The sequence below is a fragment of the Cytobacillus sp. Hm23 genome, assembly GCF_051842895.1.
In the GTDB taxonomy this organism is placed as follows: domain Bacteria; phylum Bacillota; class Bacilli; order Bacillales; family SM2101; genus Nanhaiella.
This window is the reverse complement of record NZ_JBPXRQ010000072.1, coordinates 1-14,565: the sequence shown is the minus strand read 5'-3', so window position 1 is coordinate 14,565 and position 14,565 is coordinate 1. Positions and strand designations below refer to the sequence as shown.

Here is a 14,565-nt window from a genome sequence, read left to right as displayed (position 1 = left end):
CTAGATGTAGAATTCAAAGAGCAGGATTTACATAAACGTGGCGTTTGGGAGTGGAAAGAATCTAGTCCTAAGCTTGTTAAGGTTGGGAAAAAGTACTTTCTCAATTTTACATACGAACATAAAGTAACATTAACTAAAACAAAATTAAAAGACCAAAAGATTTGTGCCATAGACCTTGGAATCACAAACTCTGCGGTTTGTTCAGTTATGGATTCAACCGGAACTGTCTTGGATCGAAAGTTTATTAACCAGTCAAAAGAAAAAGACCGATTGTATACAATGACGAACAAATTACGCAAAGCACAAGCGATTTCCGGTTGGATATCTGCTCAGAACTTTTGGCGTAGAATCAATGGAATTCAAAAACACATTGTAAACAATACTTCTTACGAAATCGTGAAGTTCGCTCGCGAGCATAATTGCGATGTAATTGTTTTTGAGTACCTGGATAAAATGAAAACCCCAAAGGGTTACTACGGTGCAAAGAAACTTCGTTTCAAGCTTCATTATTGGAGAAAAAAAGGGATTCAAAACAAAGTCACTCAAGCAGCTCATTACCTCGGAATGCGTATTTCTAGAATTAACGCTAGAAATACAAGTGCCTTAGCTTTTGATGGTTCGGGAGAATAAGAGAGAAACCCTAAAAAAGACCTTGCCACGTTCTCGACGGGCAAAGTTTATCATGCGGATTTATCAGCTTCTTACAATATCGGAGCTCGATATTTTATTCGAGGAATCCAAAAATCCATTCCTGAAAAGAAATGGTTGTCCCTTCAGGCAAAAGTTCCTGAATTGGCAAAAAGAACAGAACAAAACTTGTCTTCATTAATTAGTCTTAACTTGGCATTAGAGTCACCGAAGGTGGCTTAATAGCTTGTTTTGTACTCTATTTAAGACAAGGGATGCTCCATCAAATTGTACAACAATTAGTTGGAGAGGTTCACCATATGGTTATATTCTAAACGTAAGAGACCATTTTTACATAATGTGATTACAACCAATATACAAACTGGATCTGTTAAGTTATTTTGGAGGAATGAAATACTAGATAAATACATATCAGATATATCGCGTGAAGGATTCGAAATATATACTTTTGACTGTTCAAATTGGGATTCTAACAACTATCACAATGAACTTGCATATACTTTAGACTTCCCAGACTATTATGGGGGAAATTTAAATGCCCTACTGTTTATCAGAAATGGTGCCAGAAGATAATGGAATTGTCTTGGTTTTTAATAACTATGATGTGTTTTTTAATAAGGAACCTGAAGATGCAAGAGAAATTTTAGATATTGTTCAAAGTAACTCTTGGCAATTTCTACTGGGAAAAAAACTACTCGCATTTTTACAATCAAATGATGCGACTATTCATTTCTCAGGTTTAGGCGGAATGCATGCCGAATGGAATATTGAAGAACGGTTTAATAAGAATAGAGGATTATAACATAGTTGAATTTCAACCTTAAACATAATTCTATATAGCCCTACTAAATAGCAAGGCTATAGCTCTTCTTCATTTCACATATATTACACTCACGTATGAAAATATAATCCTTTACAGAATTCCCCGACAAAACTAGTTGAGTCACTAGCTTTGCCGGGGAATTCTTTGCAGTCTTATACTATATTTAAGTCTTCTCAGGGTTAGCTGTCATATTACCACCTCAAAATGAAATCATCTTTTTTCATCTTACTAGATTATATATGGTATAAAAAAGTATATTATCTGAGAGTATTTTTTCCATTTATTATCTATGAAGTTAATCCAAGCATTGTTTATTTTTATGAATACTATATTCTGAGACAATTTCCAATGAAAAATAATATTCAAATTGGATATTGGTACTTTGGAGAGACAAAGGAGGTGAAGTAATGACTAAAAACCATACTACGGTTTTTATCTCTGCTCAAGAAGATAGACCCGTAGAACTACCATTAGATGGAGCTAGAGTAGAGATACTAAGATTAAAAGTACCGAAAGCTTTATATGGAAGACAGGTAAAACTTGATGGTTTTTTTCAGTCAAATTTTTTTGTAGTAGGTTTGGAAAATAATGTAGAACAAGAAAATTTACCATACAAATATGAAATAGCTTATCAAGTAATGGCTGAATCAGCTGAAGTAAACTATTCACCAGCTTCTCCTTTATTATTGGACACTGTAAGTGGAGTACAACAACCTGTTCGGTTTGATGTAGAACATAACACAAACCCAAACTTTACAATTGCAGTGCCCTGTGTATCAGGAGATCTTGTGCTAATGGCTTCTGTTGTTGAAACACAAGGAGGTGTGGCTGGAGCGTTTGTAAATAGTAGGTCAATGAATGCTTTATTGCTTAATTAATATTTGGTTCAGTGTATCTTAGACAGAATAAAGAAAAAAAGCCCTAGGTTATAATAATCTAGGGTAAATGAAAAGGAGAAATAAATATGAATAATCATACTAATTATTGACCACATAAAAACTAATTAAACATGTAGGGTAACCCTCAGAAATCAAACTTGCCTCTGACCAATAATGTGCATTTCAGCTTTACCATCTATCCGATAAAGGATTCCCTTAACAATCCAAATCTCATCATAATTATTTAACTCGTATAATTTGAAACCATCTATTACTCCTGCTCGTGTATATCTCCTCGCTTTCTTCATATGCATCCCCTACTAGTAATTTACATGTCAAAAGGTGGTGTAATTTTGAAGAAACCTTCGAAAAAAATGATATCATTATAAAGAAATTGAAGTCTTGTTATGCAGTATCACTAGATAGGGAATACACAAACTTAGAGTATTGTTAATTATCAACAACTATTTATGAAACTCATCACATTTGCAAAACACTTTACACGTCAAATGATAGAGATTTTGTTAGTAATTCAGCACTTACCATAGATACGCTGAGTTAGTTTCTTCGTAAATCAAGAGCCATTTGTTCTAAGACTATTCTTTGGTATACCTTTTTATGAGACAGGTATAACTTTTGGTAATGCAAATAACAGGTGTTATCCTTTCATCATCTAATTATCACGCTCGCATCGTTAGGATGGTTAGAACGTTTTTGCATACATAGTATAGTACAATAAATATTAAGGAGTGACATAAGTGGAATCAGTTCTTTTCAAAGAATTTACATTAAAAAATGGAACTAAAATAAAAAATCGATTTTTCAAAGGGGCAATGAGTGAAGCACAAGCAAATAAACACCATCAGCCTACAGAAGCAATTTATCATCTATATGAAAGATGGGCTGCAGGTGGTACAGGTATAGTCGTTACTGGTAATGTAATGGTGGACAAAAAAGCACTAGGTGAATCTAGAAATATCGTTGTAGAGGATGAGGGTATTCTCCCTTTTTTAGAGAAATGGGCAGAGAGAGGAACAATTAATGATACACATTTATGGATGCAATTGAATCATCCTGGTAAACAAGCTCCTAAGGGTATCGTTAAAGAAGCTGTTGCTCCATCAGCGATTCCTTTGCACGAAAGTATAAGGAAATTTTTTCCTCATCCCCGAGAAATAACAAGCTCAGAAATTTCTGATTTAATCCGAAGGTTTGGCAATAGTGCAAAACTGGCAAAAAAAGCAGGGTTTACTGGTGTGCAAATTCACGGAGCACACGGATACCTTATTAGTCAATTTCTATCTCCAAGACATAATCAACGTAATGATGAATGGGGAGGAGATATAGATGGTAGAATGAAATTTTTGATAGAAATATATAGAGAAATACGAAATCAAACTGGATCGTTTCCGATAAGTGTGAAGATGAATTCTGCTGATTTTATGAAAGCAGGCTTTACGGAGGAAGAAGCGATGTATGTCGCTAAACAATTAGAAAAAGAAAGAGTAGATTTATTAGAGATTTCAGGAGGCTCATATGAAAATCCTCAAATGACAGGAAGAAATGTGAAGGAGAGTACAAAAGTTAGAGAGGCGTATTTTCTTGATTTTGCAGAAAAGCTAAGAAAAACAGTACATATGCCATTATGTGTTACAGGTGGATTTAGATCAAAGAAAGGGATGGAAAACGCGATTCATTCTAATGCAACTGATTTTATAGGAATTGCTCGGCCACTAGCTGTTTATCCAGATTTACCGAATTTAATAGCACAAAATAGTCTTCAAGAAGTGAAGTTATCAGAAAAAAAAATTGGGGTGAGGAGCATCGATAATAAGATGCCGTTTGATGTGATGTGGTATTCACAACAAATGGAAATGTTAGGCAATGGGAAAAAGATAAAGCCTAATCGTCCTGTTTGGATATCTCTACTTCACGCTGCTTTGAAAAGAGGCAAAGAAGCTTTACAGCGCAAAAGTGCTAAATAAACACAACACCATCTCTATTTATTTCAGAGTAATGGTTCTTGTGTTTAAAGTTATTTAGAAATTCATTTTCGTTTAAGCTCGAACAAGTCATTTATTTATGCCGCATGGGGGAGATAATAGAATGTCCTAAATTAAATCGTTAGCCATTGTGTACGATACTCTACATCGTTGCAGGAAAAAGGAGTATTAAGCTGGCATCCAAAAACATAATACGATTAAGGTAATAGAGAATTATTGCTTGCTACTTGAGTAAAGGCTTTTTTGCATTTAACTATATTTCTAGTACATAAAAGAAAAGATAATTTCCCTTGAGGCCATTAAAGCATCATAAATAAGCACGCATAGAGAGTGCTTCAAGCTTGGCACATGATGTGAAAAATAATGCGCTGTAATCATGCGAAATATACCCAATTTTAAGGTTCTATTCTATTGTTTTATTCCATAATTTAGGATGAGAAGTAAAGTACAATTGAAGGAGGGTATTATGTTGAGATTAACATATATTACAGCCTTAGACGAAAATTGTGTAGTTGTCACTTCAGCCCAAGAACCTATTCAAGTTGCTTTAGGGGAAACATTAGCCTTTCACCATACTGGTGACTATAAGATTCAAGGAAAGGCAAAGGTTGTAGCAGATTCAGGTACTATTTTCTATACCTAGACATTACTTAATTAGCACTTCAGCAAATCCCATTTCGGTATAAAGGAGTGGGATTTTTTAAATTTTATCAACCCTATGGACATTGTGGTTATTAGTCATCAATTATCATTATTGTTTTGTAGAAAAGGAATATTATAGTATAGTAGTAAATGGATATTTTTCCAAATACCATATTTAAAAGTAGGACCATTGAAATGAAGAAACAAATCATGACACCTAAAGAGTTAAAGAAATCATCATTAGTATTATTTACTTTAGGGTTATTCATATTTATTACTATAGTTAAGCATTCAACAGTACAAGAAGTAAGTATATTAGCATTTATAGGAGTCATAGGACCAATATGTGGGGGAATTTATTTACGAATACTTGCTTGGAAGATAGATATGAACGAAGATAAAAAACTTACTAGTCAAAAGTGATTATTTACTATTAGTTTTAAATTAGCTCAAAAAGTATCAAAATGGAGAGAATCAAAGTGTTAAATAATGTATCAAAAATAAAAATTTTTTCCCATTTTTCCGTAATTATTATATCCTTTCTTCAAGCTTATACTAGGTGGCAAGAAGATCGGATGGCATTATCTTTATTTTTTTTAATTGGAGGAATGGCGATTTTAGTTTTAACTTTAATAAGTATAGGTAAAAGTTATTCAAATCAAAAGGTTGATAAGGAAAGTGAATCTTAATTCTGAAAGATATATTAAGACTTGGAGAAAATACGACAAGAATTGGTATAGAAATAAGTTAACTTTATGAAACTCAAGGATCTTGTGTATACTAAGGCTGAAGAAATTCAGTCTTTATTGTTGCTATATAAAAAAAGTGGACAGACAACATTTTAATTTTAAAAGTTTTGCGCGTAAAGTAATTCTCAGAAAATGTAATGATCTTTTACTTTGGTACTTATATTTCGGATGGTTTGGGTGCTTTATGTTTGTCTTAATTAGTATATAATCTAGTTAAGTATAAAAAGCACCTAAAACGAACGTTTATATGACTAATACTTTTCGATGTTGCTACACACCAGTAGAAGGAGAAGTGAAATGGTTATACAATCTAATATGTCTCCCCAAGGAATTGTTGATATTTGGAAAGAAACAGAAGTTGTTTTCAATAAGAATAATGTACCAATAACAACTCAATCATTAGAAATCTTAGTAAAGAATGAACTCTTACATTCACTGCTTAAAGAACTGAATTCTGTTGTCGGAAGTTCGACTGCCACTTGTATAGAGGGTGGCTGACAAATACCAGAAATAAAGGGGTAGGTTACTCCTATTAAATCGAATAGTAGGGTTTCTTAGAATACAGAAACTCTACTGTTTTTATATTGAAATCTGCTTAAGTTACAAAATTTCCGAAATGTTGGGAGACCCCATTTAGCTATATTTAGTACATAAATGAATGTCTGAGAAAGTTCTAAACCAACTTGTACAAGCACCCGTGTCTGGGTGCCTGCAATATTAAAAGAAGTAAAGAGACTGTAACTGTCTTTGGTAGTTTTTGTGCATATATAGTGACAATAGGCATTAAATCTTATAAATTCTGTACCAACACTAAATTAATCATTAATTTTCCCAAATGAATCCAAATAATCTAATTAGGCTCAGTATTTTTTTCACACCCTTTCTACAATGATTTCATTTACTTATATATGGAAATATTATGTTATTTGTTAGTGGATCATACTTTATATATATAAAAATACAAAAAGCGTTGTATTGATCCTTTTATTTATTCCGCAGCTACACTTTCTTTTTTCCAGGCATGCTCATATTCCATCTTAATATTTTTAAGTGTAGCCTTACCTCTAACTTCTTCTTCACTTAATTTAAGACCAATTTGACTCGCTCTTTGAGATAACCAATTAGCAGCATGCTTATACTTTGTTTCACCTGAGTATTTATCATAATACTGTTTTTGCAAATGTAACTGCAATCTTCAGCATATTCTAACACACTATTAAACTTCTCCGTGTGGTTTTTATTTTTTATGTATGTCAATACAAATGGCACTAGTAACCCAACGATCTTGAGGTTGTTAAATTTATACCGCAATAAAATCCAGTCATAATTGCTGCCTTTCCTGTAAACACAATAAAAGAAGTATTTTATTGTTGTATTTGAACAATTACAGTTTAAGTTCATTTGTCTAATAAACACAATGGATATTGTGATACTATTATAAATTTTGATCATCATTTAGTGAGGAAAAACATAATATACTGTACCTTTGAATTGACATTCTTGAAGCAAAAATCCTTTACTTAATGAGTAGGGATTTTTTGATTATTGCATGGATTTCTACAGAAACTTATTTATTTTTATTGCCTTTCGGAAAGGTAATGCATCGGCAATTAGAATTTACTACTAAACTCCCTGTTCCATTATCCAAGACGGATAGATGATACATATGACATCCTAGTGGTGGATGGTCACAGGCTGTATTATTTGGGGTTAATATGTACACTGTATCAATTTCATTCTATGGAAAATCCTCCAAGAAGTATAATACTAGGATCTAATGGCTTAGTAATTTGGGGTAAGGTATAGATTTGTTGAAAAGGACTGTAAAGCAGAGTTTCATATATAAGGAGGATGTATAATGTACAAAACATGATGGGATATTACAGATTCAAATACACCTGAATGATATTAAGGTATCCCCATTCAGCAACGGAGTAATTAAGGTTATAAGGAATAGTACATACTCTGGTGTGTGGCTGGATGATAGCAACCGTAATAGAGTAAATATCAACCAACATGACTATCAATTTAAGATAATACACGACTTTTATCATGAAATCATTTAAAGATACTCTGTCTCATACACTTTATCAAACGAATATAAGGAGGTCTCTACAATAATGGTACTGGCTTATGTGACTAACGAGGGAGAAAATACAGTATCCGTCATAAATTCAAGTACGCATAAGTTAATTGCAACTGTGGCTGTTGGGTTTAGACTAAGAGCTATTGCAACTACTCCTGATGGGAAGGTGGCTTATGTAGTTAATTTTGGGAGTAAACAAGCAGCCTCCACTGTTTCAGTTATTGATACGAAAACTCATGTTGTGATTGCTACTGTACCTGTAGGTATTCAACCAATGGAGGTTGCAATTACTCCAGATGGAAAAATTGCTTATGTCGCGAATACTCTATCTAGTGTTGTGTCAGTTATAGATACAAAGACACATTCTATTATTGCTACAATATCTGTCAGTAATAATCCACGTGATGTCGCTTCTACTCCGGAAGGGAAACTTGCTTATGTCTCCAGCTTCAACCTTCGTAATTTGTCTATAGTTGATACAAAAACACATGTCGTTATAGCTACAGTGATGTTAAGGGTTGATCCATTTTTTATTACTATTTCTCCAGACGGAAAATTAGTTTATGTATTGACTCATGCTGGACAAGGTTCTGTCTCAGTAATTGAAACAAAAACACATGCCGTGATTGCAACAATTTTGGTAGGTGCTCAAGGAAATCAACCAATTAGCATGGCGGCCTTCACTCCAGATGGAAAAATAGTGTATGTAGCCACCTTAGGCGGTAGTACCGTAACGGTCATTGATACTAAAACCCATTCAATTATAGCGACCGTTCAATTAGTGGATGGACAGTTGTTTGTAGCTTTTACACCAGACGGAAAACTCGCTTACGTTGGAAATATTGATGGGACTGTGTCAGTTATTACCGTGAATACCCATTCTATAATCGCTACAGTACCTGTTGGTGTGAATCCATTAGCAATATCATTCATACCTTAAGTATGGCAGAATTATCTCTTATTTACGGTAATCACAATTAAAGAAGTATCTTTATACAAGATATAAAAGTGAGTATACAAATGTAAGCATCCTACTTTGGTGTTTTTTATTGTGGATATTGTTAATAACATGTGGATAAAAATACCTCTCACCTTATTAATATTCATTTTGTATTATAGAAAAATGAATATGTGTAGGTGAAGGGAGTAGTAGGGAAGTATCTCTGGTGGATGGAGGATTGTAAGGGTAATAGCGTAAATATCAACCTTAAGAAAATATGTTTATAGATCTAAGGTAAAACAAGACTTTTACTGTGAAAACATTTATGGATAGTAAGGAGCATACACTGTTTTAAGCGGATTAAAAGGAGGTCGATACTATGGTACTTGCTTACGTTGTGAACGGACCTGGAGTTGGAACGGTTACTGTCATTGATACGAAGACTCATTCCGTAATTGCAACAGCCGACGTTGGTACGAATCCGAGAGGTATTGTCATTACACCAGATGGAAAATCAGCTTATGTACTTACCACAGGTAGTGGAGTATTCGTTATAGATACAAAGACAGCACAAGTAATAGCTAATATTGCAACTGGAATTAGTTCGGATGATATTACGATTACACCAGATGGTGAGTTTGTCTACGTTACGAATCCGCCTACCTCCGTTTTTGTAATTGATACGAAGACGCAAACAGTAATTGCAACTGTGACAGTAAGTGATAGTGGCCGTAAGAGTATATTTGCCATTGGAAAGCGTGTTTATGTTTTAAATAGTGAAGATGGAACTGTGTCGGTATTAGACACAAAAACCCATACATTAATAGCCACAATAACTACTGGAATTGTTCCTATAGATATAAAATTTACTGATGGGGGCAAACTTGCCTATGTCCTTAATAGAGATTCACCCAACTTGGTAGTCGTTAATGGTGAAACGTTTTCTATTATAGCAACTGTTACTTTATCAGAAAGACCACGTTTTTTAGATATTACACCAAATGGAAAAACAGCTTATGTCACAGACTTCAATAACATTTTTGTACTAGATACAAAAACAAATGTTATTACTGGTACTCTACAAATAGGTAATAGTCCGTTTGATAGACCAGTCTTTTCTCCAGATGGGAAATTAGCATATATAACAAATGGAAATGCAGTAACAGTCATTGATGTCAAAACACAATCTTTGATTGCAACAGTTCAGGTAGGTAACAGTTCACGTTTTGTCGAATTTACACCCGATGGGAAATTAGCGTATGTTGGAAATGCTGCAGAGGAAACTGTCTCGGTTATTGATGTAAAGACACATTCTGTAATCGCAACAGTGCCTGTAGCGAATCCTATTACTATCGCATTTATTTCACAGTGATAGTTCTATTAAAATAAGTATTTTTAATGACTTTAATATATAAGAAAAACACCTGTGTAAGGTGTTTTTTTGTGGATATTGTTAAAAAAATGTGGATGAAAATAATAATATACTCATAAATATTCACTTTATATGTGATAGTACATAGCCTTTCTTTTAATGATATAAATAATCTACGACATTAATATTCTATAAATAAAAAGGTATATTTATATTCATAAACATATATATTGGTGTTGTTATTGGAAAAAAGCGAGGAATGGAGGAGTTCAAATGTTCCAACTTGCAGAGAGTAAAATAGACATTAATAAAAATATTGGCGATGTATTTCTATATATAACTAATATGGAGAATTTTGATCAATGGTTTCCCAAGGTAATTAAAGTTAGGCCGAGTACTGATAAGGCCGTTGGAGAAGTTGGAAAGGTTTTTCTTGAAACAGTTAAAATGCCATTAAAAGGAAAAGTTGATATTTCCATCGAAGTTAAGGAATTTGAAAAGAATAAAAGGTTTGTTACTGAAGGAGATTTAAATCCAATCTTTCCTAGAATGACTGTTTTGCTTTCAGAAAAAGAAAACATGGTTACTCACGTTATCTGGAGAATGGAAAGTAGAAATAAAGGACTTTTAATTAAGACGTTTGTACTACCCTTTATAAAAGGTATTATGCAAAGACGTGCAACACAGGGTTTATTAAATCTTAAAAATGTTTTGGAATAGTAATAATCAAGACGAAAAACTACACATTGTGTCCATTTTGTTTAACTCCTTAGTTTAATACTAGCTGTGAAAAAAGATATAGGAAAATAAATTTATTTATGATGAACCATGAACACAAGTACTATTGAAGTTCCTTCATTATAATCTGCTTTAATTGTAGTATAAGTTTTAAACAGGATTAAGTGTATATTTGTTGAAATTATTATAAAATTAGCAGAGAAGGGGAAGGAGAGACTCACATTGCTTACTGATCAGGTGTTAAATCAAATTAAAGAACTACAAGAAATATGTGAAAAGGAAGAGCAAATATCATTGAAATTAAATTGGGATGTATTAATATTAAGAGCACGAAACTCCCAAGAGAAAAGAGCTTTCTTTCATGAGGAGGATGGAAAGCTAGTAGGGTTTTTAGGAGTGTACTGGTTTGGTACTAAGATAGAGATCTGTGGAATGGTTCATCCCAAATATAGAAGAAAGGGGATTTTCTCAATCCTATTACAAGAAGCTTTAACAGAATGTAATAAGGAGGGATTCTCTAGTATTTTACTCAATGCTCCTGCTGCGTCCATTTCTGCAAAACATTTTTTGAACAAGAACCGATATACTCATAGCTTTTCAGAGTATCTAATGAAGTATAAAGAAACTTCATTATCATTTTCACCAGATGTAGTGATTCGAAAAGCAAGTAAAGAAGACCAACAACTTGAAGTTGAATTAGATGTGCAGTGCTTTAATTTTGAACGAGAAGATGCAATAGACTTTAATAAAAGAATTAAGGAAGAAGAAACGAGATCTTTTTATATGATTGATTATGTTGGACAAACGGTTGGGAAAATCACAATAGATCGCTCCAACGAAGAATCTTGGATATATGGATTTGCAATATTGCCAGTACATCAAGGAAGGGGCATTGGTAGGAAAGCATTAATAAATACAGTGTTAAGGGAGCAAGAAAAAGGATATAGGATTTATTTAGATGTAGAAACATCGAATCAAAATGCTTTGAAGTTGTATACAGATTGTGGATTTGTTTCGTATAGCGTTCAAGACTACTATGAAAAACTACAAGAAAAGTAAGTAAAGTTTTATTTCAATAATAACAAAGAAGATCATAATGAGATTAACGATAAAATATCACTCCAATATTACAATGGATAGGATTCATTGCAAGAACCCATGAAGGATTGGATAAATAATACAGGTATTTTGAAATAAAATCCAAAAATGCAGTGGATTTGCAAAGGCCCTACATGCAGCAAATAGATGTAAATAGAGTAAGAACATTATATAAAAAAAGAAAAAATGATACTCAATGATTATTGAGATTTCTAAGGGCTGAATTCAGTCCTTTTTGTTTGTCTGCGATTTTTATGGGAAAGTCTTATATTTTTATTTAGAGGATAATCCAATATTTAGTGGAAAGTATAATTTGAGGAGAGAAAATTCTTAACAAATAATCTCAACTTGCGTCTATTGCATCTTATATTTTAGGGTAATATTTAAAGCTATTACAAGCTTAGTGATCATTCTGATGACTTTTAGTCAAGGAATGAACGTAGTTAATAAGTAAGAACAAGGTATTTAATTTAACAAAAGATGAAGGAATGGTTTTCAAGGTAATATTGTAAATGCTTATTTTACAATGAAGTTTAAAAGTATATAGGATTAGTTAATTAGAAGTATGTTCTTCATTCTTCTAATTAACATTATTTTGGGAGGGGGATTGAAGTGACAAATAAAGATGAGGTTTTGAAGTACCCTACACAAAGAACTGGTGGAGTGTGGTTAATCTACGTCGGTGTCATAATTATTTTTTCAGCTCTTGTTGGGGGAGAATTATTAATACAACCTCTCACTTTAGGAATAGGGTACTTAATTGGCTTCATAGCTATTCTTGGTTTCCCATTTGTTAACAACAAATTGGCATATGGTGAAAATACAAAATTTCAGAATAGAATGGATAATTTATTTACTCTGTTTAATGTATTATTATGTACAGCCTGTGGGTTTATCATCGGCTTCGATAATTTAAGGTTGTTTTGGTTAAGTATATTTATTGCAGTGGGCATTCACTTCTTCGGTTTTTACTTTTCTCAAGGTAAAATGATGATCCTTCTAGGTAGCTTCACAATTTTAAACGGAATTCTTGGTTTATTAATTATAGATGTGCCATTTCTGGTATTTGCCGTTATTGATGGACTTTTAAAATTAATTATTGGTGTGATACTGTTCAATAAGAGGCTTGTTTCCCATGAAGTTCCTATGGGACACTAGAACGCTCAAGACTGATATATAGAAAGTTACAAATTAACTAGGTTGCCTTTTGCAATTTGTAGCGTTCAGCAAACATTTTTATGGATAAAGAAACCGAGGTGGAAATTATCTCTATTCATGATCTAAAAGAAAAAATTAACTTAGTAACTAATACTCTATATTTTGATGAGAGCCAATTTTTACGAGAGAAAACTTCTTCTCCTATTAAGGTCTTAGAAGTGATTAATGAAATAGAAGATGCCGTACAAGATCCGAAAATAAGCGTTGAAGATAAATATTATCTGAACGGAGTATTGGGAAATTTTCTGAGGATTTACGGAGAACCAAAGAGAGCAATTCCTTATTTATATTGGTGTTTAGAATTTGCATCCAAAGAGGAGAATTTGTCTAGAGAAATAGTTTCTCTTATACGATTAGTGGGGGTTAGTCGCTAAGGTCTTCATTCACCTTGTTCTTCAATGTATTTTTTTATTATGTCAATGGTAGCTCCTCCTGTAGTTAAAACCATATAACTACGGTTCCAAAAATAAGGTTTCCAATAGTATTTCGAAAGTTCCTTTTGGAACTCTTTTCTTATATATCTTGATGTTACAGTTTTATAGCTATTTATCGTATTAGCCAAGTTTATTTGTGGTGGAGCATCAAATAAAATATGAATGTGGTCCTCTTCTCCGTTCATTTCAATAATCTCGCAATTCCATTTTTCAAACAAGGACTCGGTAATTTCTTTTAATCGTTTCATTATATCTTCTGATATACATTTATGTCTGTATTTTGTAACTACAACTAAATGATAAGTTAACTTATAATATGCATGTCTATTATTGTTATAATTAATCATTTCAATCCCCTTTTAATATACAACTAAATGTTTGAGTGATATGATTAAAATATCATATTATAGATTTTTTCGGAAGGAGGGTTTGAAAATGAAAATAGCTAAAACACTTAGATGTAAAGTTATCAATCAGTCTCGCATTTTCGATGCAACGGTTGATATTTACAATAAGGCTTTATCTTTCATTATTAATGTAATAGACAAAGAGTTTGCTAATGTTGATGACATTAATATGAAATCGATTGTTCCAGCTGTTGAGAAGTTAATTCATACGACAAAATCAAACCCTCTTCCAAAATACCGAGAATTCAATTCGCGTTTTTATAAATTTCCTTCGTATTTTAGAAGAGCAGCTATTGCGACTGCATTTGGAAAAGTGAAGAGTCTTCGTTCTAATTATCAAAATTGGGAGCTAGAACGGGCACAATCTTTTTTGGAGGGAAAGAAATTCACCCAAAAACCACCTCGATTGCAGTTGGAACACAAAGAGTTCCCTGTGTTTTATCGTGGTAATATGTTCGAAAGAACATCCGATAACACTGCTCAAATCAAGATTTTCCATCAAAATGATTGGGTATGGATAGATGTAGAA

General features: G+C 32.9%; 17 protein-coding genes and 1 pseudogene. 15 read left to right on the top strand and 3 right to left on the bottom strand.

Annotation, left to right across the window (positions count from 1 at the left end; translation table 11 throughout):
• The 3 genes from ACSVDA_RS24035 to ACSVDA_RS24025 form a co-directional block, all read left to right on the top strand.
• Window positions 1–630 (top strand): nuclease/transposase family protein (locus tag ACSVDA_RS24035; RefSeq protein ID WP_485886839.1); only part of this gene is annotated, 630 nt, incomplete at its 5' end.
• 553 nt (window positions 631–1,183) lie between these two features.
• A complete protein-coding gene (locus ACSVDA_RS24030; RefSeq protein ID WP_485886837.1) occupies window positions 1,184–1,450 on the top strand; it encodes a hypothetical protein in 267 nt (88 codons plus the stop codon).
• A 428-nt stretch (window positions 1,451–1,878) separates the two neighbouring features.
• A complete protein-coding gene (locus tag ACSVDA_RS24025; RefSeq protein ID WP_485886835.1) occupies window positions 1,879–2,349 on the top strand; it encodes a hypothetical protein in 471 nt (156 codons plus the stop codon).
• Window positions 2,350–2,501: 152 nt separating this feature from the next.
• Here the strand turns inward: ACSVDA_RS24025 and ACSVDA_RS24020 are convergent, their stop codons facing one another.
• On the bottom strand, window positions 2,502–2,657 hold the full coding sequence (locus ACSVDA_RS24020; protein WP_485886833.1) for a hypothetical protein: 156 nt from the start codon (window positions 2,655–2,657) through the stop codon (window positions 2,502–2,504).
• Between the two features lie 450 nt (window positions 2,658–3,107).
• On the opposite strand from ACSVDA_RS24020, the gene ACSVDA_RS24015 reads away from it, so the two are divergent.
• From ACSVDA_RS24015 to ACSVDA_RS23995, 5 genes are all read left to right on the top strand, one after another.
• Entirely contained in the window at window positions 3,108–4,334 is a 1,227-nt protein-coding gene (locus tag ACSVDA_RS24015) for an NADH:flavin oxidoreductase/NADH oxidase family protein (protein WP_485886831.1), read from the top strand.
• A gap of 487 nt (window positions 4,335–4,821) precedes the next feature.
• Window positions 4,822–4,995, top strand: coding sequence for an immunoglobulin domain-containing protein (locus ACSVDA_RS24010; RefSeq protein ID WP_485886829.1), 174 nt, complete (start codon window positions 4,822–4,824; stop codon window positions 4,993–4,995).
• Window positions 4,996–5,189: 194 nt separating this feature from the next.
• Window positions 5,190–5,417 carry a hypothetical protein gene (locus tag ACSVDA_RS24005; RefSeq protein ID WP_485886828.1) on the top strand — a complete coding sequence of 76 codons (228 nt, stop codon included), beginning with the start codon at window positions 5,190–5,192 and terminating at the stop codon, window positions 5,415–5,417.
• A 56-nt stretch (window positions 5,418–5,473) separates the two neighbouring features.
• Window positions 5,474–5,683, top strand: a complete 210-nt coding sequence (locus ACSVDA_RS24000) for a hypothetical protein (RefSeq protein ID WP_485886826.1) — start codon at window positions 5,474–5,476, stop codon at window positions 5,681–5,683.
• Between the two features lie 357 nt (window positions 5,684–6,040).
• Window positions 6,041–6,241, top strand: a complete 201-nt coding sequence (locus tag ACSVDA_RS23995) for a hypothetical protein (RefSeq protein WP_485886824.1) — start codon at window positions 6,041–6,043, stop codon at window positions 6,239–6,241.
• Between the two features lie 490 nt (window positions 6,242–6,731).
• On the opposite strand, the gene ACSVDA_RS23990 is transcribed toward ACSVDA_RS23995, so the two are convergent.
• The gene (locus tag ACSVDA_RS23990; protein ID WP_485886822.1) at window positions 6,732–6,935 is read right to left on the bottom strand and encodes a hypothetical protein; all 204 of its coding nucleotides are present in this window, start codon (window positions 6,933–6,935) and stop codon (window positions 6,732–6,734) included.
• A gap of 928 nt (window positions 6,936–7,863) precedes the next feature.
• Between ACSVDA_RS23990 and ACSVDA_RS23985 the strand changes: the two genes are divergently transcribed.
• The 6 genes from ACSVDA_RS23985 to ACSVDA_RS23960 all read left to right on the top strand — a co-directional run bounded on the left by ACSVDA_RS23985 (window position 7,864) and on the right by ACSVDA_RS23960 (window position 13,569).
• On the top strand, window positions 7,864–8,769 hold the full coding sequence (locus tag ACSVDA_RS23985; protein WP_485886820.1) for a cytochrome D1 domain-containing protein: 906 nt from the start codon (window positions 7,864–7,866) through the stop codon (window positions 8,767–8,769).
• 379 nt (window positions 8,770–9,148) lie between these two features.
• A complete protein-coding gene (locus ACSVDA_RS23980; protein ID WP_485886818.1) occupies window positions 9,149–10,141 on the top strand; it encodes a cytochrome D1 domain-containing protein in 993 nt (330 codons plus the stop codon).
• Window positions 10,142–10,414: 273 nt separating this feature from the next.
• The gene (locus ACSVDA_RS23975; RefSeq protein WP_485886816.1) at window positions 10,415–10,861 is read left to right on the top strand and encodes an SRPBCC family protein; all 447 of its coding nucleotides are present in this window, start codon (window positions 10,415–10,417) and stop codon (window positions 10,859–10,861) included.
• A gap of 240 nt (window positions 10,862–11,101) precedes the next feature.
• Window positions 11,102–11,938: a GNAT family N-acetyltransferase gene (locus ACSVDA_RS23970; protein WP_485886814.1), complete on the top strand. Its 837-nt coding sequence runs from the start codon at window positions 11,102–11,104 to the stop codon at window positions 11,936–11,938.
• A gap of 651 nt (window positions 11,939–12,589) precedes the next feature.
• On the top strand, window positions 12,590–13,135 hold the full coding sequence (locus tag ACSVDA_RS23965) for a DUF6609 family protein (protein WP_485886812.1): 546 nt from the start codon (window positions 12,590–12,592) through the stop codon (window positions 13,133–13,135).
• Between the two features lie 80 nt (window positions 13,136–13,215).
• The gene (locus ACSVDA_RS23960; protein WP_485886810.1) at window positions 13,216–13,569 is read left to right on the top strand and encodes a hypothetical protein; all 354 of its coding nucleotides are present in this window, start codon (window positions 13,216–13,218) and stop codon (window positions 13,567–13,569) included.
• Between the two features lie 5 nt (window positions 13,570–13,574).
• Here ACSVDA_RS23960 and tnpA read toward each other — a convergent pair whose 3' ends face one another.
• On the bottom strand, window positions 13,575–13,976 hold the full coding sequence (gene tnpA / locus ACSVDA_RS23955; protein ID WP_485886808.1) for an IS200/IS605 family transposase: 402 nt from the start codon (window positions 13,974–13,976) through the stop codon (window positions 13,575–13,577).
• A gap of 88 nt (window positions 13,977–14,064) precedes the next feature.
• Here tnpA and ACSVDA_RS23950 point away from each other — a divergent pair.
• A pseudogene (locus ACSVDA_RS23950) lies at window positions 14,065–14,565 on the top strand (RNA-guided endonuclease TnpB family protein); the annotation flags it as partial.

Bases quoted from the DNA above. Each gene is read 5' to 3' on its own strand.
- ACSVDA_RS23980 (WP_485886818.1), top strand. From the start codon at position 9,149: ATGGTACTTGCTTACGTTGTGAACGGACCTGGAGTTGGAACGGTTACT.
- ACSVDA_RS24005 (WP_485886828.1), top strand. From the start codon at position 5,190: ATGAAGAAACAAATCATGACACCTAAAGAGTTAAAGAAATCATCATTA.
- ACSVDA_RS23995 (WP_485886824.1), top strand. From the start codon at position 6,041: ATGGTTATACAATCTAATATGTCTCCCCAAGGAATTGTTGATATTTGG.
- ACSVDA_RS23985 (WP_485886820.1), top strand. From the start codon at position 7,864: ATGGTACTGGCTTATGTGACTAACGAGGGAGAAAATACAGTATCCGTC.
- ACSVDA_RS24025 (WP_485886835.1), top strand. From the start codon at position 1,879: ATGACTAAAAACCATACTACGGTTTTTATCTCTGCTCAAGAAGATAGA.
- ACSVDA_RS23975 (WP_485886816.1), top strand. From the start codon at position 10,415: ATGTTCCAACTTGCAGAGAGTAAAATAGACATTAATAAAAATATTGGC.
- ACSVDA_RS23960 (WP_485886810.1), top strand. From the start codon at position 13,216: ATGGATAAAGAAACCGAGGTGGAAATTATCTCTATTCATGATCTAAAA.
- tnpA (WP_485886808.1), bottom strand. From the start codon at position 13,976: ATGATTAATTATAACAATAATAGACATGCATATTATAAGTTAACTTAT.
- ACSVDA_RS24020 (WP_485886833.1), bottom strand. From the start codon at position 2,657: ATGAAGAAAGCGAGGAGATATACACGAGCAGGAGTAATAGATGGTTTC.
- ACSVDA_RS24030 (WP_485886837.1), top strand. From the start codon at position 1,184: ATGCCCTACTGTTTATCAGAAATGGTGCCAGAAGATAATGGAATTGTC.